We start from the raw sequence: 21,245 nt of genomic DNA, 5'->3' as shown, positions 1-21,245 counted from the left end.
GCCCTTACAATAGTCAATGACGGGCCTTCCCGCATGGTGAAGCGGCCAACCGGGTCAGATGGGGAACCAAGCAGCCCTAACTGCGGAGCCAGTGCCGGGGTCAAGGTCCGTCACCTTATTCAAGAAAACAGGACATTCAGGCATGTCCTGTTTTTTTTCGCCTGTGCGGCCGCACGGTGAGTAAAAGGTTAACAAATCGCGACGGGCACGCCCAATTCCTACAAACGGAGGCGGCGCCAGCCTGCCGTTTTGGGGTTTCTCCATCGCAGATTTTTTTCTAGAATTTTTTGCATGGACACATTTGAAAAACCAACCCACGAGGAACTGGCCCGTTACCTGAAAGCACTGGGCCGGCTGATCAAGGCGGAGTCACAACGGCTGGAGGCCATCTACGAGTTGTCGAAGGTGGGGCCGGAGGACTTCCTGCGGCTGCATGTCGAGTCGGAACGGCTGAACGCCTGGAGCAATTACTTCGAGCGCCGCGATGGGGCCATCTAGGAAATCAGCCTTCCAGAGCCTCTTCAATCGCCGCCGTGGTCTGCAACGCATGTTCGGCAATCTGCGCCGAGACCAGGGCAAGTGAGGCCAGTGCGTAGGTGCCGCTGATGATGCCCTTGTAGGCCACTTCGGCGGCAATCGCGTCCTGCCCCAGCCCTTCGGTGGCGGCCACGATGCAGGCCTCGATGCTGTCCAGCCCGGCGTCGCTGTACAGGTCCTCGCCCTCGTAGCTGACGCGGTACTCGTACTGGTCCTGCTCCATCGGGTCAATGTGGAAACGCACGATCATGGCCATACCTCTTCAAAAATAAAAACTCGATACGCTATCGAATAAATAGCAGACCTCGCCCACACAGCATGGACTACAGGCCGAAATGGCTTAAAACGCCCTGCCCGGCCACACGGCCGCTGGCAAAACAGGCGCTCAGCAGGTAGCCACCCGTGGGCGCTTCCCAGTCGAGCATTTCACCGGCGCAGAACACCGGTTGCGCCACACCCTGCAGCGTCTGCAGGTGCAGCTGGCCGTCCAGGGCCTCGAACGGCACGCCACCGGCGCTGCTGATCGCTTCGTCGATCGGCCGGGCCGCCACCAGCCGGACCGGCAGCGCCTTGATTGCGTGCGCCAGTTTCACCGGGTCGTTGATCGCGTCCTTGCCGAGCAGCTCGTACAGCATCGCGGCCTTGATGCCGTCGAGATTCAGCCGGCTCTTGAGGTGGCTGGACAGCGAACGCGAGCCGCGCGGATGACGCACCTCGACCAGCACCTGCTCGGGCGACTTGTCGGGCAGCAGGTCGAGCAGAAAGGTCGCGCTGCCCTTGCGCGCAATTTCCTCGCGCAGCAGGCTGGATGCGGCGTAGATCAGGCTGCCTTCGACGCCAGTGGCGGTGGCGACGAACTCGCCCTTGCGGCTGAAGCTGCGGCCTTGCGAATCGGTGAAATGGATGGCGACCGACTTGAAGGGCTGGCCCGCAAAACGGCTGGCAAAGTGTTCGGTCCAGCCCGGCTGCTGCGACGGGCCCTGCCCCACCAGTTCCCGGAAAAACGCGCGGCGGGTTTCGCCCTGTTCGGCGGTGGCCAGCGCGTGCGGCTCGGGGCCCACGTCAAAGCCGCAGTTCGAGGGCTGCAGCGGCACCACCGCGACGCCGCGCGCGGCCAGCAGCGGCACCCAGGCGCCGTCCGAACCGAGCCGCGCCCAGCTGCCGCCGCCCAGGGCCAGCACCACGGCGTCGGCCTGTACCTGCACCGGGCCGGCGGGGGTGGAAAACGTCAGCGAACCGTCGTCGGCCCAACCCAGCCAGCGGTGCCGCATGGAGAACTTCACGCCCGCGGCGCGCAGGCGCTGCAGCCAGGCGCGCAGCAGCGGCGCGGCCTTCATGTCCTTGGGAAACACACGGCCGGAGCTGCCGACAAAGGTCTCCACCCCCAGGGCCTGGGCCCAGGCGCGCAGCTCGGCGGGGCCAAACGCGGCCAGCAGCGGCTGCAGCTGCGCGCTGCGCTCGCCGTAACGGCTGAGGAAAGGTTCGGCCGCTTCGGAATGGGTGAGGTTGAGCCCGCCCTTGCCGGCCAGCAGGAACTTGCGTCCCACCGAAGGCATGGCGTCGTACACCTGCACGGACAGGGCCGGGCCGGCCGCAGCCAGCACCTCGGCCGCCATGAGTCCGGCGGGACCGCCGCCGATGATGGCCACACGCCGTGGCGGGGCAGGAGAAGTTGAATCGTTCAAGAAAATGTCCGTCTGCACGTGATGGCAATGTGAAAGGGCACAGGATGCAGGGCCTACCGGTCAAGCCGGTCTGCTCTGTTTTTTATAGCTGGCAGCGCCCGTCCCTCAGGGGCTGCGATGCATAAAGACCTGAGACCTGGAAATGGTGCCGGCGCCAGGCCGATTCGCTGATGCCCTGATTATTGCAGTTCGCCGGGAAGCTCGACCACCGTTCCCCGCCCGGTCAGGAAAGCCGCCTTCACTGGCGCACCGGGGTAAATCAGCTGCACCGCCGCCCGGTAGTCCTGCAACTGGGCCACCAGCGCAGGCTGCAGCTCGGGCGCGGCTGCCGATTTGTAATCAAGCACCCACCAGTGGCCTTCATGACCGGCGTCCTTGCGCTGCACCAGGCGGTCCAGCCGCAAGGCCTGGCCAGCGTAAACCAGGTGGACCTCGTTGCCGTGCCAGGCCACCGCATCCGGGTGCCAGGCCCAGGCGCCCTCGCCCGCCAGAATGCGCCCGGCCAGCCCGGCAGCCTCGGCCGCCTGCGCCGGGCTCAGCCGAAACTCGCGCGCCGCTGCCTTCACCTGTTCCGCTGACAAGGCACCGCCCCACTCCAGCAGACGGTGCATGGCCTTGCCGATGCGCGCCGTCAGCGAGTCTTCATCCACCCGCTCCACAGCAGGCGCAGCGGGCGCCAGACCTTCCGGCAAGGCCGGCAGCTCAGGCAGGTAGAACACGCCGGTGTCCGCCAGGTCAGGCCGCGCCGCGGCGGATTCATCGGCCACCGGTGCCGGCAACCCGCCCACCAGCGCCTGCAGGCGCTGCCACCAGCTTTCAGTAGTCACGCGGTGCGGCTCGATCGACGAGATGACCAGCGTACGGCGGGCGCGCGTCAGCGCCACATACAGGGCGTTGAGTTCTTCGCGCTTGCGGGCAGCCAGCTCGCTGGCGAGCGTGTCGGCTGCGCAGGCCGGCGGGCGGCTTTCGCTGACCAGAAAGACAAACTTGCGCGGTTCGGTCGCCTCGCCGGGCCAGTCGACCAGCACACCCATGCTGTCGGCATTGCGCTCCACGGTGTCGGTGTCCAGCAGCAGCACGGCCTCGGCTTCGAGTCCCTTGGCGCCGTGGATGGTCAGCAGCCGGACCGCCTCGCTGCTGACGGCTGCCGGCGCCTGCGTGCCACCGGCCTTGAGCGCGCGCACGAAACCATAGGGCGTGGCGTAACGCCCGCCGTCCAGCGCCAGCGACACACCCAGCAGCGCGCGCAGATTCGCCAGCACCGCGCTGCGCTGCGCCGCCGGGGCCGCCGCGCCAAAACGCGCCAGCACGTCGCCGTCGTCGTAAATGCCCTGCAGCGCATCGTGCGGCGGCAGGCGGTCCAGCCAGCTCCTCCACTTAAGCAAAACGGGTCCCAGCCCTTTCAGATCGGGCGCAAGCAGCTCCTCTTTTTGTAGCAAGTTGTACCACGGCAGGTGGTGCTCGCGCTGCAGCAGGGCCAGTTGCACCAGGCCCTCGTCGGCCAGGCCGAACAGCGGCGAACGCAGCGCGCGTGCCAGCGACAGGTCATGCTGCGGCGACACCAGCACGTCGAGCAGCGCCACCACATCCAGCACTTCGCAGCAGTCGATGAGCTCGGTTTTTTCGCCCACCTGCGCGGGAATATGCAGCGCACGCAGCTCGTCCTGCAGCGGCAGCAGGCCGGCGCGCTTGCGCGAGAGGACCATGATGTCTTGCGGCTTGAGGCCACCCGCGACCTGTTCTGAAATCCAGGCGGCGGCCTGCCGCGCTTCGCGCGTGCGCAGAGTTTCTTCGGGCAGCTCGCGCGGTGTCGTCAGGCTGTCACGCCAGCCGGCGGCCAGCGGCGAGGCTTCTTCCTCGTCCTTGTTGCGCGGGATGGGCGGCAGGCGGCCCACGGCGCCGGCCAGGCCCGAGGCCGTGGTGTGTTCGCGAAAGCCCTCGTACGCGTCGGTTTCACGCGCTGTGGCCATGACCGAGTTGACGGTGTCGATCACCGCTTCGGCGTTGCGCCGGGTGTGGTCGCAGCTGAGCAGATCTCCGCCCAGCCCATGCACCACAAAAGCCTGTGCAGCGCGAAACACCTGCGGCTCGGCGCGGCGGAAGCGGTAAATACTTTGTTTGGGGTCGCCCACCAGGAACACGCTGGGCGCGCTGCCCGCACCCGAGTAGCCGATAAGCCAGGCATACAGCGCCTGCCACTGCAGCGGGTTGGTGTCCTGGAACTCGTCGATCATCAAGTGCCGGATGCGCGCGTCCAGCCGCTCCTGCACCCAGCCCGACAGGACAGGGTCGGCCAGCATCAGCAGCGCGGCGCGTTCGACATCGTTCATGTCGACCCAGCCGCGCTCGCGCTTCAGGGCGGTGAACTGGGCAATCAGCACACGCGTCAGGCGTGCCATCCGCTGCTGGTACAGCCAGGCGTCGTGCTGCTGGCGGGCCGCCACCACGCGCAGCACCAGATCCTGGGCCATGCGCACCTGTTCGATACCGACGATTTTTTCGCCGAACTTGCGCGGCGTGCCCTTGTCGGTGAGCAGGGCCGCGATGGCCGCGGGGAAGTCGCCGGCGGTCAGGGCGCGCTCCAGCTCCACCCCCTTGGCCGAAAAAGTCGGTGCGCTCGCTCGGCCCAGCGCCACGGCGGCGTCACTGAGGGTTTGCCGGTGAAAGCTATTGGTACTGAGCAGTTCCTCCGGTTCATCCAGGCCGTCGAATTCGGTGAACTGCGCGCCGAAGGCTTGCACCGAAGCGGCGATCACGCCTTTTTCATCCGCCAGCGTGAACTCGGTGCGCTTGTCGAGTGCGGCCTGCAAGGCCTTGTCGGTCTGGAAACGCCCATAGGCCAGCACCACGTCTTCAAAGTCGGCCTTGAGCGACGCGTCAGCCGAGACGGCCGCATAAAAGCGCCGCCACACCAGCGCGCGCGCCGGTGCGTCGTCTTCCAGCAGTTCGTAGTTCACCGGCAGCTCCAGGCGCTGCAGCACCGCCACCGGCGCGCTGCGCAGCAGGGCCGCAAACCAGCTGTGGAAGGTGCGGATCTGAACCGAGCGGCCGCTGGCGAGGATGGAGCGGTATAAATTTGATAGCTGTTCGCGCACGGCCTGTGCGGACTGCAGGCCCTTTTGGCTTGAAAAATCAACCCGGACGCCGCGTATTTCTAGTTCGAGCCGAAGGGTCTCGTCGTCGGCATGGGCAAAGGCCTTGAGCCATTCGTCCAGGCGCTCGCGCATTTCGCCGGCGGCTTTTTTGGTGAAGGTGATCGCCAGGATCTCGTGCGGCAAGACCTGCTGCCCAGGTGCGGCTGTGGCCCCGTCAAGCAAGGCCCGCACGATGCGCGACACCAGCATCCAGGTCTTGCCGGCGCCGGCGCAGGCCTCCACCGCCACGCTGCGCCGCGGGTCGCAGGCGATGGCGTAGAACGCCTCGGCGGAGACCGGCTCGCCGTTGCTCTCGTAGGCAGCGGTGTGAGGGATCAGCGTGTTGGCTGGCGGCGTCATGCGCCCTCTCCTGCCGTGGATTCCCCGTCCAGACTCCAGAAGTCTTTACGACAGAGTCCTCGGGCAGCGCAGTAATCACAGGCCTTGCCTTCGCCCAGCGCCGGCAGTCTGGCACCGCGTGCGATACGCGCCATGTCGGTCAGGATGCTGTCGATGAGTTCGTCGCGCAGGCCGACGATGTCGGGCTGCTCGTAGGTTTTGGTCGGCTCTTTCTCACCAAGGTTGACGTAGGCCGCTGCCAGCGTGTCGTCGCTCATCAGGGCGGCATAAAACGCCAGCTGCGTGTCTTCCTGGCCGTTCTTGATGCGCTCGGCCGTGGTGGTGCGCGGCTCGGTCTTGTAGTCAATCACCAGGGCATGCCCGTCGGGCTGGCGGTCGATGCGGTCAAGTTTGCCGAGCAGCGTGAGCGTGCCGACGGGCACCTCGCGCCAGACTTCGGCTTCGTCGAATGCCGCGCCGGTGGCTTCGTGGTCGGTCAGCCATTTCAAATAGCCCTCGCGCACACCGGGCCAGGCCGCGGCAAAGGGCAAAAACTCGCTGTCGCTGAGTGCCAGCTCCTGTGTGGCGCGCTCGGCCGCCATATTGATCATTGCTACCCGCGCCAATATATCGATCGTTGGCGCGGCTTTGAGTGCTTCATGAAAATGGCGCAGCAGGCTGTGCAGCCAGTTGCCGAAGTCGCGCTTGCCCAGCTCGCTTTCGAGTTCTTCGGGCTCCTGCAGCCGGAGCTGGCGCAGCGCAAAAAAGCGGTAGGGGCAACGCCGCAAGTCCTCATAGGCGCTGGCCGAAAGACGGTTGACGGGCAAAGCCTCACCAGTCGGAAAGGGATGGCGCGTGGGCTGGGTGGCCACGGCACGCAGGCTGCGGGGGTCGGTGGCCATGCCTTGTGACGCGTCCCCGTCCCAGTCCAGCAGCAGCTCCTGCACAAAGCCGCTGGGGATCAGGTGTTCGCCGGATTCGCTGGTGCGCCAGAGCACATCGAGATGCGGCATGTGCAGGGCATAGTGCCAGGCCTGGCGCTGGGCGGCGGCAAGCACTTCCCGCGACGGCAGGCCCAGCAGCTCGCGCTGGCCGGGCGTCCAGGGCCCGGCAGGTTCCGGCGACACCGGCAGGCGGATTTCATCGCAGCCGGGCAGCACCACCGCCTGCATGGGCCGGCCGAGCAGTTGCGGCAGCGGCAAGATGACCACCTGCTCTGCGGGCGGGTGCACTGGGGAAAACTTGCCGCCTTCGAGCGCCTGGTTGGCCCACTGCGTGAAGTCATGCAGCCGCATCACCGGCGATGCTTCGAATTCGGTCTCGGCGCCTTCATGCAGGCGCAGCACATCCAGCACCGTCTGTCCGGCCTCGTCCTGCGCCAACGCATCCCACTGCCCCGCCGATTGCAGGAGGGTGCGCAGGTCGCGCAGCCACATCGCCAGAGGGCGGGCCCGTCCGAACGGGCTGCGCAAAACGTTGACTTCGCGCGCCAACGGCCCTGTTGCCGCAAAGGCGGGCGGCAGGATGTCTTCTTCCGGAAAATCCGGCAGGTCGCGCCAGGCGCGCACGCCAGTCTTGCGCAGTTCGGTTTCGGCAGCGGTGACCAGGGCGGCGTCAAATGCCGCTGCGTTTTTCAGCCAGTCCAGCACCGCGTCCGTCGATGCATCCCAGGGCATGGCGCGCAGCAGGCTCATCAGGCTGGCGGCGGCGCGGGTAGTCGAGAGCTTCCAGCCGGTTTCGTCGCGCATGGCGATGCCACGCTCGGCCAGCATGGCGCCGACGCGGCGCGTGAGTTGCCGGTCCTGCGCAATCAACGCCACCGGGCTGCGGCCTTGCGCCAGGTGCGCCAGTACGCAGGCAGCGGCACGGCCCGCTTCGTCTTCAGCGTCCTGCGCAACATGCAGCGCTGGCGGCTCTGCTGGCCCTTCCAGCGAAACGCACAGCGGAATGGAAACCGAACGTTCGCCGAAATGCGCCTTGAGGGCTTCGGTGAGCGGGTCGGCCTGAAAGCCTTCCAGCACCGCCAACAGCTGTGGTTTCGCCTCAAAAAGGCGGTCTGTCGGATAGCTTGAAGCAGCAACCCAAGCCAGCGCAATGCGCCCCACGGCAGCCTCGAGTGCCAGCACCGGCGAATCCAGGCCGACGCCCAGCGTCAGCGCCAGCCCCTCGCTCCAGGCCCGGCGCCCGGCCGGCACAACGGCAGCGGCCACGCCGGCCAGGCTCCACGCCGCTTCGACCAGCCGGCCAGCCAGTGCATCCTGCTGGGCGCCCAGGCCAGCGCGGCCCAGCAGCGAGGCGGCCGTCAGCATGTCGACCGCCACATCCATGCGCACATCGTCACCCGAGGGCATATACAGGCCCAGCGTGCCGCCCAGGCTGCTGGCCCAGTTCATGGTGGTTTCAAAGCGGGGAACAAAAAAGGTCTCGCCCGCCTGCGCAGCCCAGGCACGGCGGGCCTGCTGGATCAGCTGGGCATAAGGCAGCAGCACCACGACCTCTGCCGGGTGGACGTCCCGCGCCCGCACCACGGCTGCCAGCTCGCCAATGGCCTGCTGCCAGCACAGCGCATCAGGCGTGCGCAAGGCGGCGTCAGCGGTCGGGGTAAGTGGCATGGCGGGGTTGGGGAAAGGCTGTTCGCAGGAAAGGAATGTGCAAAGTCCGTGAAATGAAGCGGGCGCGGTGGCCAAAAGCTGTAAATTGAATGATCGCTATCGGAGCCATAGCCCCGGCGCGCCCGACCCGGCCGCTTGCTTTCTGCCACAATGACTGCAACTTTAGCCCCTAACGTATCGTAACCATCCTAACCAGACAAAGGAGCCGCCATGGCGAGCGAACTGATCAAACATACCACCGATGCCACCTTCGAAGCCGACGTGCTGCAGGCCTCCAAACCCGTGCTGGTGGACTACTGGGCCGAGTGGTGCGGCCCCTGCAAGATGATTGCCCCGATTCTGGACGAAGTCGCCACCGGTTACGACGGGCGCCTGCAGATCGCCAAGATGAATGTGGACGAAAACCGCGACATTCCCGCCAAGTTCGGCATTCGCGGCATCCCGACGCTGATGCTGTTCAAGGACGGCCAGCTCGCCGCCACCAAGGTCGGCGCCATGAGCAAGGCGCAGCTGACCGCCTTCATCGACCAGCAACTGGCCTGAACGACCTCCTGAGCCTTGTCCCCAGCCACCGGCACGCTGTCCCTGCACAGCCTGCCGGTGCGCCATCCGGCATGAAGCGGATCGGCGGGACCAGCTCCCGCACCCCCATCACCCCGATAGCCACCGTCAATTTCCTGTCATAATGGCCCTGTTCGCTGACCGGCTGTTGCCGGCCGGTTCGAGTTCCCGGTTTGTGAAGCGCCTCTAGCTTCCTTTCAGACCTCCCCCGTTTTTTATCTGAACTCCGCGAGGAGTTGACTTCACGCAAGGTTTCCCCATGCACTTAAACGAACTCAAGGCACTGCACGTGTCTGAAGTCCTCAAGCAGGCCGAAGAACTCGAGATCGAAAACACCGGCCGCATGCGCAAGCAGGAGCTGATGTTCGCGATCATCAAGAAGCGCTCCAAGACGGGTGAAACCATCGTCGCCGACGGCGTGCTCGAAGTGCTGCCCGACGGTTTCGGCTTCCTGCGGGCGCCGGACTCCAGCTACACCGCCTCCACCGACGACATCTACATCAGCCCGAGCCAGATCCGCCGCTTCAACCTGCACACCGGCGACATGATCGAAGGCGAAGTGCGCACTCCGAAAGACGGCGAGCGCTACTTTGCACTGAACAAGCTCGACAAGGTCAACGACGGCGCGCCTGAAGCCAACAAGCACAAGGTGATGTTCGAGAACCTGACGCCGCTGTTCCCGCGCGAGCAGTTCAAGCTCGAGCGCGACATCAAGGGCGAGGAAAACCTGACCAGCCGCATCATCGACATCATTGCTCCCATCGGCAAGGGCCAGCGCGCCCTGCTGGTGGCGCCGCCCAAGTCCGGCAAGACCGTGATGATGCAGAACATCGCGCACGCCATCACCGCCAACTACCCCGAAGTGGTCATGATGGTGCTGTTGGTCGACGAGCGCCCCGAAGAGGTCACCGAGATGCAGCGCAGCGTGCGCGGCGAAGTCATCTCCTCGACCTTTGACGAACCCGCCGCGCGCCACGTACATGTCGCCGAAATGGTGATCGAGCGCGCCAAGCGCCTGGTCGAACTCGGCAAGGACGTCGTGATCCTGCTGGACTCGATCACCCGCCTGGCCCGTGCCTACAACAACGTGTTGCCCTCGTCGGGCAAGGTGCTGACCGGTGGTGTCGATGCCAACGCGCTGCAGCGCCCCAAGCGTTTCTTCGGCGCCGCCCGCAAGATTGAGGAAGGTGGCAGCCTGACCATCATCGGCACCGCGCTGGTCGATACCGGCAGCCGCATGGACGAGGTGATCTTTGAGGAGTTCAAGGGCACCGGCAACTGCGAAATCCACCTGGACCGCCGCCTCTACGAAAAACGCGTGTTCCCGGCGATTCACCTGAACCGCAGCGGCACCCGCAAGGAAGAACTGCTGCTGGCGCCCGAAATCCTGCAGAAGTCGCGCATCCTGCGTCAATTCATGTACAACATGGACGAAATCGAGTCCATGGAGCTGATGCTCAAGAACATGAAGGCCACCAAGAACAACCACGAGTTCTTTGACATGATGCGGCGCGGCGGCTAATCAATAGAGCCCCCACGTTCGCGCACTGCGTGTCGCTCTCTGCCCCCGAGGGGGCGCTGCGCCTGCGGACCGGCAAAGCCGGATCCGCGGCCCCGGCTCGCTTAATACCATCGAATCTGCGCTAAGTGCTTGATTTCGTGACATAATATGAGGCTTCACGGAAAGTGCTCAGAATGGTTTTGAGTGGCTCCCGAAACGAACAAGGAAAGATCATGAAAGAAGGCATTCACCCCAACTACCGCGAAGTTTGTTTCCTGGACATGTCCAACAACTTCAAGTTTGTGACCCGTTCCTGCGCCAACACCAAAGAAATGGTGAAGATGGAAGACGGCCGCGAACTGCCGCTGTACAAACTCGATACCTCGAGCGAATCGCATCCGTTTTACACCGGCACACAGAAATCCGTGGACAACATGGGTGGCCGCGTCGAGAAATTCCGCAACCGTTTTGGCAAGACCGCTGCCAAAGACGCTGCTCCAGCACCTGCCGCCGAGTAAGCTGCGAAACAGCTTCGACCACACGAAAAAGCAGCCTGAATGTCAGGCTGCTTTTTTTTGCCCCAAAATCGGGCCTTCCGTCCAGCCTGACCTCCCTTGAACAAACCCTCGCCAGCCATCATTGCCCAGTCTGCAGTTCGCCGCTTGCCACGGCTGGCGCTGCTGCTGTTCTGCGTGGCCTATATCCTGCCCGGCTTCCTGGGTCGCAGCCCATGGAAAAATGCCGACATTGCGGCCTTCGGCACCATGCGCGAACTGGCCGCTGGCAACACCAGCTGGCTGCATCCGCAACTGCTGGGGCAGGCCGGCGAGTTTGAAGCACTCGCGCCCTACTGGCTGGGCGCACTGGCGATCAAGGCCCTGCCTTTTCTCGACCCGGCGTTTGCGGCGCGGATACCGTTCGGCCTGCTGCTGGCGCTGACGCTGCTGTGCACCTGGTACGCCGTTTATTACCTGGCGCGCAGCCCGCAGGCCCAGCCGGTGGCGTTTGCTTTTGGCGGAGAAGCCAGCCCGGTCGATTACGCCCGGGCCATTGCAGATGCTGCCCTGCTGGCCCTGATCGCCAGCCTGGGCCTGGCCCAGCTCTCGCATGAAACCACCCCCGCCCTGGCGCAGCTCGGTTTCACGGCACTGGTTTTTTACGCCGTGGCTGCCAGCGCCTACCGCAACGCCTGGAAGGTGATGGGACCGGCCCTCGGGCTGGTGGTGGGCCTGGCCGGACTGGCCCTGAGCGGCGCCCCCGCGGTGGCCGCCCTTCTGGGGGCCGGCAGCACGCTGGTGGCATTGGGCAATGCGCACAGCGCGCGACCTGACAACAACCCGGCCCATGCCTGGCGCTGGGTGCTGCTGACCGGGGGCCTGACCCTGGCGGTGGCCGCCCTGTCCTGGGCGCTGGATCTCTGGCGCTGGCGCATCGAAATTCCGGGCTTGGAAAGTCCCGCCGACCGCAAGGAATGGCGCAGCGTGGCGCGCCTGCTGGTCTGGTTCACCTGGCCCGCCTGGCCGCTGGCCGCCTGGACCCTGTGGCGCTGGCGCCGGCAACTGAGCAGCCGGCACGTGGCCCTGCCGCTGTGGTTTGCGCTGGTGGCGCTGGCCGCCACGGTGACGACCACCGCGTCGGACCGCAGCCTGTTGCTGAGCCTGCCGCCGCTGGCGGCCCTGGCGGCCTTTGCCCTGCCCACGCTCAAGCGCAGCGTGGCTTCGCTGATTGACTGGTTCACGCTGCTGTTTTTCACCGGCTGCGCCATCATCATCTGGGTGATCTGGATTGCCATGCAGACCGGCGTGCCCAGGCAGCCTGCTGCCAACGTCGCCAAGCTGGCGCCTGGCTTTGAACCCAGCTTTTCGTGGCTGGCCTTTCTGGCTGCGGCGCTCGCCACCCTGGCCTGGGCCTGGCTGGTCAAGTGGCGGGCCGGCCGCCAGCGCGCGGCGGTGTGGAAATCCATGGTACTGCCCGCCGGCGGTGCCACGCTGTGCTGGCTGCTGCTGATGACGCTGTGGCTGCCCCTGCTCGACTACGCGCGCAGCTACGCACCGCTCTCGCGGCAGGTCGCTGCGCGCGTCGAGCCCGGTGCCTGCGTCGAGGTGTACGGCCTGAACAGCGCCCAGGTGGCTGCTTTTCAGTACCACGGTCAGCTTGAATTGCGCCAGGCCGGTGCCCGGGCAGCCTGTCCCTACCTGGTGGTGGACGCCGATGCGCAGGATACGCTGAGCCAACACGTCAACATGCCCGACTGGGCTTACCTGGCCACCCTGCGCCGGCCCACCGACAAGAACGAAAACGTGGCGCTGTACAAAAGAGTCAGCGTGGCGGCCGGCCCGGGCACGGCGTCAGCCCGCCAGCGCCCGTAAGCGCCCGCCGCGCCGCAAGGCCATGCGCAAAGACATGTACGGGCGCAATGCGGCCCTTCTCCTACGGCCATTTGCGTCAACCCCCTCTGGCAAGGGCCTGGCCGCAGGGGAAAAATGATGCATGACCAAACTATCCGTCCGTCCGACCTCTCCCGCGGACATTGATGCCTTGCTGAAGCTGCAGGCCCATGTCTACCCCACCATCGCACCCTGGCGGCGCGATCAGTTGGCCCACCAGCTGGACCTGTTCCCCGAAGGACAGCTGGTCGCCACGCTGGACCAGCGCATTGTCGGCTGCGCCAGCGCACTGGTGATTGCCTGGGACGAGTGGGCAGACGAACACACCTGGTCCGAGATCACCGCCGCCGGCACCTTCGACACACACAATCCGGCGGGATTCACCTTGTACGGTGCGGAGGTTTTTGTCGATCCGCGCCTGCGCGGCAAACGCGTCGGCCATGCCCTGTATGAAGGACGGCGCCGCATTTGCCGGCAACTCAATCTCCGGCGCATCATTGCCTGCGGCAGGTTGCCGGGCTACAGCGTTGTCGCACATCAAATGTCGATAGAGCTCTATGCCAAAAAGACGTTATGGGGTGATTTCGTGGACCCCGTGCTGAGCTTCCAGCTGCGTGAAGGATTCCGCTACTGCGGCATCATGGAAAACTACCTGCCCGAAGACAGCGACTCCCTCGGGCACGCCGCCCTGATCGCCTGGGTCAACCCGGACTACGACCCTGCGATCACCCCTGCCCTGCAACTTGCAGCCAACCTGAATGAGACCACAGCATGAGTACCACCGACCTCGCACGCGAACCCGCGCACAAGCCCCAGCAAACCACCGTACGCATTGCCGCGGTGCAATACCTGCTGCGCGCCATCAGCGACTGGGACGGTTTTGAGAACCAGGTCCGCTTCGTGATGAAAGCTGCCGGCGACTACAAACCCCAGTTCGTGATGTTTCCGGAAATTTTTACCACCCAGCTGCTGTCCTTCATGGACACCAGCGACCTGCGCAGCGCCGTGCGGGAAATGGACAGCTACACCGGCCGCTACATCGCGCTGTTCACCGAGCTGGCGGCGCATTGGGGAGTGCACATCATCGGCGGCAGCCACCCGACCATCACCAACGGACGCCTGCTCAACACCGCCTATCTTTTCACGCCTGGCGGCAAGGTGTTCACCCAGGACAAGATTCACCTGACACGCTGGGAAAAGGAAAAATGGAAGGGCGATCCGGGCAACGAATTGAAGGTGTTTGAAACGCCGTACGGTCGCATCAGCATCCTGATCTGCTACGACATCGAATTTCCCGAACTCTCGAGAAAGGTGTGCGAACAGGGAGCCGACATCATTTTCGTGCCCTCCTGCACCGATGACAGGCAGGGGTTCTGGCGTGTGCGCTACTGCTGCCATGCGCGCGCCATCGAGAACCAGGTGTACGTTGCCGTGACCGGCACGGTGGGCAATCTTGCCGTCGAGGGACTGGGGCTTCATTTCGGCCAGGCCGCGATCATCACCCCGTCCGACTTTCCCTTCGCGCGGGACGGCATCGCTGCCGAGGGTGTGCCCAACATGGAGCAGATCGTGATTGCCGACGTGGACCTCGGCAAGCTGGTCAGCAACCGGGTCAACGGCACCACCATCCCGCTGTACGACAAACGGGTCGACGTTTACGCCAACGATGTGGAGATCGTCTCCACGGTCTGACACAGGCCGTCAAGGCCGCACCCGCCGGAACAATCAGGCAGGCTGAAGTTGGCGCACCCGGGTGGCGGGGAAAACGATGGAAAAGCGCGAACCCTGGCCGGGCTGGCTCTCGATACGAAGCTCGGCACCGTGGCGTTGTGTCACGTGTTTGACAATCGCCAGTCCCAGCCCGGTGCCACCGGTTTCGCGTGAGCGGCTGCGATCCACCCGGTAAAACCGCTCTGTCAGGCGGGGGATGTGTTCCGCGGCGATGCCGGGCCCGGTGTCCTGCACCTGGAACTCTCCGCGGCCGTCGTCGAGCACCCGCCAGCTGACCCTGATCAGGCCCGCAGGCGGGGTGTAACGCACGGCGTTGGTCACGAGGTTGGACATGGCGCTGAGCAGCTCGTTCTGCACGCCCGCCAGCTCGCAAGGCGGCCCCGGTGCGAACTCCAGCCTGTGACCCGCAGGGGCCAGCACCGCCGACAGCGAGCGTGCCTCCTGCTCGCATTGCGCCAGCAAGGCACCGGTCGTCACCCACTCCCCAGTGTCGGGAAACGGGCTGCCTTCCAGCCGGGACAAGGTAAGCAGGTCGTTGACCAGCGTCTGCATGCGCTGCGACTGCTGCGCCATCAGGCCCAGGTACCTGGCTCGCTCGGGCTCCTTGAGCGGCAGCGTCTGCAGCGTTTCAATAAAGCCCGACAACACCGTCAGCGGCGTGCGGATTTCATGCGACATATTCGCCACAAAATCGCGACGCATGGCTTCCGCAAGTTCAAGCGCGGTGACGTCCCTCGACAGCAGCAGCTTGCGGTCCCTGCCGTAGGCATGCAGATGCACCGCCAGCCTGACCGGCCGCGCCGGCGTTGACCGGCCGCCGGGAATCATCACATCGCGCGAGAAATTGCCCGAGGCGAGGTAGGCCGTGAAAGCAGGATCACGCACGAGGTTGGCAATATGCTGCATCACGTCGCGTTGAGCGTCAAAACCGAAATGCTGGGCGGCCGTCTGGTTGCACCATTCAATCCGCCCTTCCGCATCGAGCAGCACCACGCCGTTCGGCGAAGCTTGCATGGCCGCCAGAAATTCGTTCAGACGTGCCTGGCTTTCCTGGTAGTGCCGATCACGATTTTTCAGCATGCGGCGGGTCCGGTCGGCGATTTCGCCCCACACGCCACCGGTGGGCGGCGACGCTCCGGACAACGAGCCCGGCTCTTCCGCGTTCTGCTCGGCCCGCAACCACTTCAGCAGGCGCGCAATCTGCAGGGTGTCGAGCACGAGCCATGCAAACCCGGCGATCAGCAGCCCCGGTTCAATGCCATCCTTGCCGGCCAAGCCCCACCCCAGGCCAGACCCGAGCAGCAAAAAGGCTGCAAAAGTTACCCAGCGATTGATCATGTCCCCGATTTTGCAGCAGCGGGCTGGCCGACGGTTGTCAGCGCCGTCAGCCTGTAACCCGCGCCGCGTACCGTTTCCACCATCGCCCCGGCCGCGCCGAGCGCCTCGCGCAGGCGCTTGACGTGCACGTCCACCGTGCGTTCCTCGATGAACACGTGGTCACCCCACACCTTGTCCAGCAGCGTGCTGCGGCTGTGCACCCGCTCGGCATGTTTCATCAGGTAATGCAGCAGCTTGAACTCCGTGGGGCCGAGCTTGAGCTCCTGACCCTGGAAGGAAATGCGGTGCGTGGCGGCGTCAAGCATCAATTCGCCAACCGTCACGCTGTCGTTGACCGACTCCGGCGCACGGCGGCGCAGCACCGCGCGTATGCGGGCCAGCAACTCCTGCGTGGAAAAAGGTTTTGTGATGTAGTCGTCGGCGCCGGCGTCCAGACCGGCGACTTTGTCGGGCTCGTCTCCCTTGGCGGTCAGCATCAGGATGGGAATGCTTTTGGTACGGGCCTGTTTGCGCAGGTGCCGCGCCAGCGAAAGCCCGCTTTGTCCCGGAAGCATCCAGTCCAGCAAAATCGCATCGGGGAGCACCGCATCGAGCTCGCGCTGTGCGGCCACGCTGTCGCCGGCTATCACCGGGGTGAAGCCACCGTGCGTCAGATTCACCGCGATGAGCTCGGCAATCGCCGGTTCGTCCTCAACAACCAATATGCGCGGCTGGTGTTTCATGGGAAAGTGAAGTCCATTACTTGACAGCCGACTCGATCTGATCCATCGGGCTGTGCCGCACGTCGGCGCCCTTGACGATGTAGATGATGAATTCGGCAATGTTCTTGGCATGGTCGCCGACGCGTTCGATGGCCTTGGCCACGAACAGCAGGTCCAGGCTCGGCGAAATGGTTCGGGGGTCTTCCATCATGTAGGTGATGAGTTTGCGCACGAAGCCGTCAAACTCCTGGTCAATCAGGTCGTCTTCCTTCAGGATGGAAACAGCCGCGGCCGTATCGAGACGGGCAAACGCATCCAGTGCCTTGCGCAGCAGCGCAGAAGCCAACTCCGCGGCCACATTCAGCTCCGAGGCAGGCAGGGCCCGCGCGGACCCGCTTTCAATGATGGACTTGACCATGCGGGCGATTTTTTCCGCCTCGTCACCGGCGCGCTCCAGATTCGCCGTGGTTTTCGAAATTGCAATCAGCAGCCGCAGATCGCGCGCGGTCGGCTGGCGGCGCGCAATGATGGACGACAGATCACGGTCAATGTCGATTTCCATCGCATTGACCTGGGCTTCGGTCTCAATGACCTTGTTGGCGGTTTCGGCGCTGAACTGCGACAGTGCATAAATGGCGTGGCGAATCTGGGATTCGACCAACCCGCCAAGCTCCATCACGCGGGAGGAGACGGTGTTGAGTTCGCTGTCAAACTGGGTGGACAAATGTTTTTCGGGCATGGTGCGCTCCTGGTGCCGGTTCAGCCGAAACGGCCGGTGATGTAGTCTTCGGTTTCCTTGCGCTTGGGCTTGAAGAAGAGGTCTTCGGTGGCACCAAACTCGATCAGGTCGCCCAGGTACATGTAGGCCGTGTAGTCGCTGCAACGGGCCGCCTGCTGCATGTTGTGTGTCACGATGACCACCGTGTAGTCTTCCTTGAGTTCGGCAATCAGCTCTTCGATCTTGGCGGTCGACAATGGATCGAGCGCCGAGCAGGGTTCGTCGAGCAACAGCACTTCCGGCTTGATCGCGATGCCGCGTGCGATACACAGCCGCTGCTGCTGGCCGCCGGACAGACTGGCGCCATTCTGGTTGAGCTTGTCCTTGACCTCGTTCCACAAAGCGGCCTTGCCCAGCGCCCATTCGACGCGCTCGTCCATGTCGCTGGCGTTGAGGCTTTCGAACAGCTTCACGCCATAGGCGATGTTGTCGTAGATGGACATCGGAAACGGTGTCGGCTTCTGGAACACCATGCCGATGCGCGCGCGGATCAGCGAGACGTCTTCCTTGGACGTGATCATGTTTTCGCCGCCCATCATGACCTGGCCCTCGGCGCGCTGGTCGGGGTAAAGCTCGTACATGCGGTTGAAGGTCCGCAGCAGGGTGGACTTTCCGCAGCCCGAGGGACCGATGAAGGCCGTGACCTTCTTTTCCGGAATGTCCAGGCTGACGTTCTTGATCGCGTGGAACTTGCCGTAGTAAAAATTCAGGTCGCGCACCGACATCTTGACCGTTTCATTGCGCGCCAGGGGAGTTGTTTGCATCTTGCTTCTTCCTCAATTCTTGTTTCTGAAAAGCACGCGCGCCAGGATGTTCAGCGCCAGCACACCCAGCGTGATGAGCAGCACGCCGGCCCAGGCCAGCTTCTGCCAGTTCTCGAACGGGCTCATGGCGAACTTGAATATCGTCACAGGCAGGCTAGCCATCGGCTGGCTCAGGTCGCTGGTCCAGAACTGGTTGGACAGCGCAGTGAAGAGCAAAGGTGCGGTTTCACCGGCCACGCGGGCCACCGCCAGCAGCACACCCGTCACGACACCGGCCTGCGCGGCACGCAACGTGATGCCCATGATCACCTTCCACTTGGGGCTGCCCAGGGCATAGGCGGCTTCCCGCAGCGCGTTCGGAACCAGCTTGAGCATGTTGTCCGTGGTCCGGATGACCACGGGAATGATCAGCAGCGCCAAGGCAACCACGCCGGCCCAGCCGGAGAAGCTTTTGACCTGGGCAACAATCAGGGCATAAACAAACAGGCCGACAACAATGGACGGCGCCGACAGCAGGATGTCGTTGACAAAACCGGTCAGCTTGCCCAGGCGCGTGTGGGCGCCATATTCGGCGAGATAGATGCCAGCCAGCACGCCAATCGGCGTGCCCAGCGCAGTCGCCAGCAGCACCATGGTGAGCGAACCGAAGATGGCGTTGGCCAGCCCGCCGGTTTCGGCATTGGGCGGCGGCGTCATCTCGGTGAACAGGGCGATGCTGAGCCCGCCCAGACCGAGGCGAAAGGTTTCAAAAAGAATCCACATCAGCCAGAACAGCCCAAATGCCATCGCTGCCATCGACAGGGTGATAGCAATCGCGTTAACCATCTTGCGGTGGTTGAATTTGGCCAACCGTGCTTTCTGCGCGGCGTTGGGGCTGGCGGTACTCATGTGCGGGCTCCTTCGTTTTTCTGCAGACGCGACAGCAGCAGTTTGGACAGACTCAGGACCACGAAGGTAATGAAGAACAGGACCAGGCCCAGGTAAATCAGCGCAGCCTGGTGCAAGCCTTCACTGGCTTCGGCAAACTCGTTGGCCAGTGCGGAGGTGATGCTGTTGGCCGCCTGAAACAGCGACAGGGAATCGAGCTGGTTGAAATTGCCGATCACAAAAGTCACCGCCATGGTTTCACCGAGCGCCCGACCCAGACCGAGCATGATGCCGCCGATCACACCGGCCTTGGTGTAAGGCAACACAATTCGGAAAACAACTTCCCAGGTGGTGGCGCCCAGCGCATACGCCGACTCCTTGAGCATGGGCGGGGTGACCTCAAACACATCACGCATCACGGAGGCGATGAACGGAATGATCATGATGGCCAGAATGATGCCCGCGGCCAGAATGCCGATGCCGACAGGCGGACCGGAAAACAGCGCGCCCAGGTAAGGCACATCGCCAAAAGCGGCCTGCAACGGCGCCTGCACATATTGGGCAAGGATGGGGCCAAAGACCAGCAGGCCCCACATGCCATAAACGATGGAGGGCACGGCCGCCAGCAGTTCGATGGCCACGCCCAGCGGCCGCCTGAGCCAGCGCGGCGACAGCTCGGTCAGAAACAATGCAATGCCAAAACTCACAGGCACGGCAATCAGCAGCGCTACAAACGAGGTCATCAGCGTGCCGTAGATCATCACCAGGCCGCCGTATTTGTTCTGGACCGGATCCCATTCGGAGGTCCAGAGGAAACTCAGGCCGTACTCCCTGATGGCCGGCCAGGCACCCAGGACGAGTGCCAAAATGATGGCTGCCAGAAGCAACAGGGTGACAACAGCCGCCAGCCGCGCCATCCATTCAAAGACCAGATCGGCAGTCCGGCTTGATCGGCGCTTGGTTGGAGAAGGGGGAACTGACATGGTCGTTTCTCTGCTGCTGTATGAACTTGCAGGAAGTGTAGCTGCCACGGCTGGCTCCTAAACAGATATGAAAAAAGGCGAAGCGACGCCCGTCGCTTCGCCCACGTCAAAGCGTATTTACTTGACCGCAACGGCCTTTCCGGTACCGTCGGTGATCTTGCTCCAGGACTGGCGAATGACAGCCTTCACCGAGTCGGGCATGGGAACATAGTCGAGGTCATCGGCCATCTTGTCACCGCTGCCGTAGGCCCAGTCGAAAAACTTCAGCGTCTGGGTCGCCTGGGCCGGCTTGTCCTGCTTGGCGTGCATCAGGATGAAGGTCGCGCCGGTGATGGGCCAGGAGTCCTTGCCTGGCTGCTCGGTCAGAATCTGGTAGAAGGACTTGTTCCAGTCAGCGCCTGCGGCAGCAGCCTTGAACGCCGTGTCACTGGGCTGGACATAGCTGCCGGCTGCATTGCGCATGGCCACGTGGGTCTGCTTGTTCTGCTTGGCATAGGCGTACTCGACATACCCGATCGAATTGGGCAGACGCTGCACAAAGGCGGAGACGCCCTCGTTGCCCTTGCCGCCGGCACCGGTGGGCCAGTTCACTGCGGTGCCCTCGCCCACTTTGGCTTTCCACTCTGGGTTCACCTTGGACAGGTAGTTGGTGAAGATGAAGCTGGTGCCGGAACCGTCGGCACGGCGCACCACGGCAATTGCAGCGTCCGGCAGTGGCACGCCCGGGTTCAAGGCGGTGACGGCCGCATCATTCCACTTGGTGATCTTGCCGAGGTAGATGTCGCCCAGCACGGCGCCGGTCAGCTTGATCTGGCCGGCGGCGACGCCCTTGATGTTGACGACAGGCACGACACCTCCGATCACGGTGGGGAACTGCAGCAGGCCGTCCTTGGCCAATTCGGCATCGGTCAGCGGCGCATCGGAAGCACCGAAGTCAACGGTTTTGCCACGGATCTGGCGAATGCCGGCACCGGAGCCCACGGACTGGTAGTTGATACGCACACCGGTCGCCTTGTTGTAGGCGTCGGCCCACTTGGCATAAATCGGCGCGGGGAAGGAGGCGCCGGCGCCGGTGACGTCCTGGGCACTGGCCACGGATGCAAAAGAAAGAGCAGTCAGGGCCAGCACGCTGGCGACGGTCGCCTTGAAATTCAGATTCATTCGTACACCTCTTGAGTTGATGAAAGATGTAAGGACTGTAGGAAGCTTGTGTGACAGGCGTATGACAACTCGCCCCCGCCCATCCGGCCAGCCCTGGCGGCACATGCCCACCGGAGCACCGTGCACTGCAGAGGTCACGAAATTGTCACGGAACATCCCTAGCATC

The 21,245-nt window shown here is 64.0% G+C and carries 18 protein-coding genes and 1 other RNA gene; 8 read left to right on the top strand and 11 right to left on the bottom strand.

The window, feature by feature from the left end:
- The first annotated feature begins 18 nt into the window (after window positions 1-18).
- An RNA gene (gene ffs, locus AAG813_RS16055) (signal recognition particle sRNA small type) lies at window positions 19-115 on the top strand.
- Between the two features lie 176 nt (window positions 116-291).
- The gene (locus AAG813_RS16050) at window positions 292-498 is read left to right on the top strand and encodes a hypothetical protein (RefSeq protein WP_096662663.1); all 207 of its coding nucleotides are present in this window, start codon (window positions 292-294) and stop codon (window positions 496-498) included.
- 4 nt (window positions 499-502) lie between these two features.
- Here the strand turns inward: AAG813_RS16050 and AAG813_RS16045 are convergent, their stop codons facing one another.
- From AAG813_RS16045 to AAG813_RS16030, 4 genes are all read right to left on the bottom strand, one after another.
- A complete protein-coding gene (locus AAG813_RS16045) occupies window positions 503-787 on the bottom strand; it encodes a hypothetical protein (RefSeq protein ID WP_096662665.1) in 285 nt (94 codons plus the stop codon).
- 73 nt (window positions 788-860) lie between these two features.
- Window positions 861-2,222 carry a TIGR03862 family flavoprotein gene (locus AAG813_RS16040; RefSeq protein WP_341916674.1) on the bottom strand — a complete coding sequence of 454 codons (1,362 nt, stop codon included), beginning with the start codon at window positions 2,220-2,222 and terminating at the stop codon, window positions 861-863.
- Window positions 2,223-2,401: 179 nt separating this feature from the next.
- Window positions 2,402-5,716, bottom strand: coding sequence for a UvrD-helicase domain-containing protein (locus AAG813_RS16035; RefSeq protein ID WP_341916673.1), 3,315 nt, complete (start codon window positions 5,714-5,716; stop codon window positions 2,402-2,404).
- Window positions 5,713-8,307: a PD-(D/E)XK nuclease family protein gene (locus AAG813_RS16030; protein ID WP_341916672.1), complete on the bottom strand. Its 2,595-nt coding sequence runs from the start codon at window positions 8,305-8,307 to the stop codon at window positions 5,713-5,715. Before AAG813_RS16030 ends, AAG813_RS16035 begins: the two co-directional genes overlap by 4 nt.
- A gap of 210 nt (window positions 8,308-8,517) precedes the next feature.
- On the opposite strand from AAG813_RS16030, the gene trxA reads away from it, so the two are divergent.
- The 6 genes from trxA (at window position 8,518) to AAG813_RS16000 (ending at window position 14,448) form a co-directional block, all read left to right on the top strand.
- Window positions 8,518-8,850, top strand: coding sequence for a thioredoxin TrxA (gene trxA, locus AAG813_RS16025; RefSeq protein ID WP_077594529.1), 333 nt, complete (start codon window positions 8,518-8,520; stop codon window positions 8,848-8,850).
- Window positions 8,851-9,127: 277 nt separating this feature from the next.
- The gene (gene rho / locus AAG813_RS16020; protein ID WP_096662678.1) at window positions 9,128-10,390 is read left to right on the top strand and encodes a transcription termination factor Rho; all 1,263 of its coding nucleotides are present in this window, start codon (window positions 9,128-9,130) and stop codon (window positions 10,388-10,390) included.
- Between the two features lie 212 nt (window positions 10,391-10,602).
- A complete protein-coding gene (locus AAG813_RS16015) occupies window positions 10,603-10,887 on the top strand; it encodes a type B 50S ribosomal protein L31 (protein WP_096662681.1) in 285 nt (94 codons plus the stop codon).
- A 96-nt stretch (window positions 10,888-10,983) separates the two neighbouring features.
- Window positions 10,984-12,738 carry a hypothetical protein gene (locus AAG813_RS16010; RefSeq protein ID WP_341916671.1) on the top strand — a complete coding sequence of 585 codons (1,755 nt, stop codon included), beginning with the start codon at window positions 10,984-10,986 and terminating at the stop codon, window positions 12,736-12,738.
- 121 nt (window positions 12,739-12,859) lie between these two features.
- Window positions 12,860-13,531, top strand: coding sequence for a GNAT family N-acetyltransferase (locus AAG813_RS16005; protein WP_341916670.1), 672 nt, complete (start codon window positions 12,860-12,862; stop codon window positions 13,529-13,531).
- A complete protein-coding gene (locus tag AAG813_RS16000; RefSeq protein WP_341916669.1) occupies window positions 13,528-14,448 on the top strand; it encodes a carbon-nitrogen hydrolase family protein in 921 nt (306 codons plus the stop codon). Before AAG813_RS16005 ends, AAG813_RS16000 begins: the two co-directional genes overlap by 4 nt.
- 33 nt (window positions 14,449-14,481) lie before the next feature.
- Here the strand turns inward: AAG813_RS16000 and phoR are convergent, their stop codons facing one another.
- From phoR to pstS, 7 genes are all read right to left on the bottom strand, one after another.
- Window positions 14,482-15,825, bottom strand: a complete 1,344-nt coding sequence (phoR, locus tag AAG813_RS15995; RefSeq protein WP_341916668.1) for a phosphate regulon sensor histidine kinase PhoR — start codon at window positions 15,823-15,825, stop codon at window positions 14,482-14,484.
- Window positions 15,822-16,547 carry a phosphate regulon transcriptional regulator PhoB gene (phoB, locus tag AAG813_RS15990; protein WP_341916667.1) on the bottom strand — a complete coding sequence of 242 codons (726 nt, stop codon included), beginning with the start codon at window positions 16,545-16,547 and terminating at the stop codon, window positions 15,822-15,824. The genes phoR and phoB overlap by 4 nt, the downstream gene beginning before the upstream one ends.
- 16 nt (window positions 16,548-16,563) lie before the next feature.
- Window positions 16,564-17,265 carry a phosphate signaling complex protein PhoU gene (phoU, locus tag AAG813_RS15985; protein ID WP_341916666.1) on the bottom strand — a complete coding sequence of 234 codons (702 nt, stop codon included), beginning with the start codon at window positions 17,263-17,265 and terminating at the stop codon, window positions 16,564-16,566.
- A gap of 20 nt (window positions 17,266-17,285) precedes the next feature.
- Window positions 17,286-18,068 carry a phosphate ABC transporter ATP-binding protein PstB gene (pstB, locus tag AAG813_RS15980; RefSeq protein ID WP_341916665.1) on the bottom strand — a complete coding sequence of 261 codons (783 nt, stop codon included), beginning with the start codon at window positions 18,066-18,068 and terminating at the stop codon, window positions 17,286-17,288.
- Window positions 18,069-18,080: 12 nt separating this feature from the next.
- Window positions 18,081-18,956 carry a phosphate ABC transporter permease PstA gene (gene pstA, locus AAG813_RS15975; protein WP_341916664.1) on the bottom strand — a complete coding sequence of 292 codons (876 nt, stop codon included), beginning with the start codon at window positions 18,954-18,956 and terminating at the stop codon, window positions 18,081-18,083.
- On the bottom strand, window positions 18,953-19,918 hold the full coding sequence (pstC, locus tag AAG813_RS15970) for a phosphate ABC transporter permease PstC (protein WP_341916663.1): 966 nt from the start codon (window positions 19,916-19,918) through the stop codon (window positions 18,953-18,955). The genes pstA and pstC overlap by 4 nt, the downstream gene beginning before the upstream one ends.
- A 117-nt stretch (window positions 19,919-20,035) precedes the next feature.
- On the bottom strand, window positions 20,036-21,079 hold the full coding sequence (gene pstS / locus AAG813_RS15965; RefSeq protein WP_341916662.1) for a phosphate ABC transporter substrate-binding protein PstS: 1,044 nt from the start codon (window positions 21,077-21,079) through the stop codon (window positions 20,036-20,038).
- Between the last annotated feature and the right edge of the window lie 166 nt (window positions 21,080-21,245).

The organism is Polaromonas sp. YR568, assembly GCF_943371715.1.
Lineage (GTDB): Bacteria > Pseudomonadota > Gammaproteobacteria > Burkholderiales > Burkholderiaceae_C > Polaromonas.
This window is presented reverse-complemented; position numbering and strand designations above follow the sequence as displayed.

Excerpts from the sequence above, each read along its gene's own strand:
- pstS (WP_341916662.1), bottom strand. The coding sequence starts at position 21,079 with ATGAATCTGAATTTCAAGGCGACCGTCGCCAGCGTGCTGGCCCTGACT.
- rho (WP_096662678.1), top strand. The coding sequence starts at position 9,128 with ATGCACTTAAACGAACTCAAGGCACTGCACGTGTCTGAAGTCCTCAAG.
- phoR (WP_341916668.1), bottom strand. The coding sequence starts at position 15,825 with ATGATCAATCGCTGGGTAACTTTTGCAGCCTTTTTGCTGCTCGGGTCT.
- AAG813_RS16035 (WP_341916673.1), bottom strand. The coding sequence starts at position 5,716 with ATGACGCCGCCAGCCAACACGCTGATCCCTCACACCGCTGCCTACGAG.
- AAG813_RS16000 (WP_341916669.1), top strand. The coding sequence starts at position 13,528 with ATGAGTACCACCGACCTCGCACGCGAACCCGCGCACAAGCCCCAGCAA.
- AAG813_RS16045 (WP_096662665.1), bottom strand. The coding sequence starts at position 787 with ATGATCGTGCGTTTCCACATTGACCCGATGGAGCAGGACCAGTACGAG.
- pstC (WP_341916663.1), bottom strand. The coding sequence starts at position 19,918 with ATGTCAGTTCCCCCTTCTCCAACCAAGCGCCGATCAAGCCGGACTGCC.
- pstB (WP_341916665.1), bottom strand. The coding sequence starts at position 18,068 with ATGCAAACAACTCCCCTGGCGCGCAATGAAACGGTCAAGATGTCGGTG.
- AAG813_RS16030 (WP_341916672.1), bottom strand. The coding sequence starts at position 8,307 with ATGCCACTTACCCCGACCGCTGACGCCGCCTTGCGCACGCCTGATGCG.
- phoB (WP_341916667.1), bottom strand. The coding sequence starts at position 16,547 with ATGAAACACCAGCCGCGCATATTGGTTGTTGAGGACGAACCGGCGATT.
- pstA (WP_341916664.1), bottom strand. The coding sequence starts at position 18,956 with ATGAGTACCGCCAGCCCCAACGCCGCGCAGAAAGCACGGTTGGCCAAA.
- AAG813_RS16050 (WP_096662663.1), top strand. The coding sequence starts at position 292 with ATGGACACATTTGAAAAACCAACCCACGAGGAACTGGCCCGTTACCTG.
- AAG813_RS16015 (WP_096662681.1), top strand. The coding sequence starts at position 10,603 with ATGAAAGAAGGCATTCACCCCAACTACCGCGAAGTTTGTTTCCTGGAC.
- phoU (WP_341916666.1), bottom strand. The coding sequence starts at position 17,265 with ATGCCCGAAAAACATTTGTCCACCCAGTTTGACAGCGAACTCAACACC.
- AAG813_RS16005 (WP_341916670.1), top strand. The coding sequence starts at position 12,860 with ATGACCAAACTATCCGTCCGTCCGACCTCTCCCGCGGACATTGATGCC.
- trxA (WP_077594529.1), top strand. The coding sequence starts at position 8,518 with ATGGCGAGCGAACTGATCAAACATACCACCGATGCCACCTTCGAAGCC.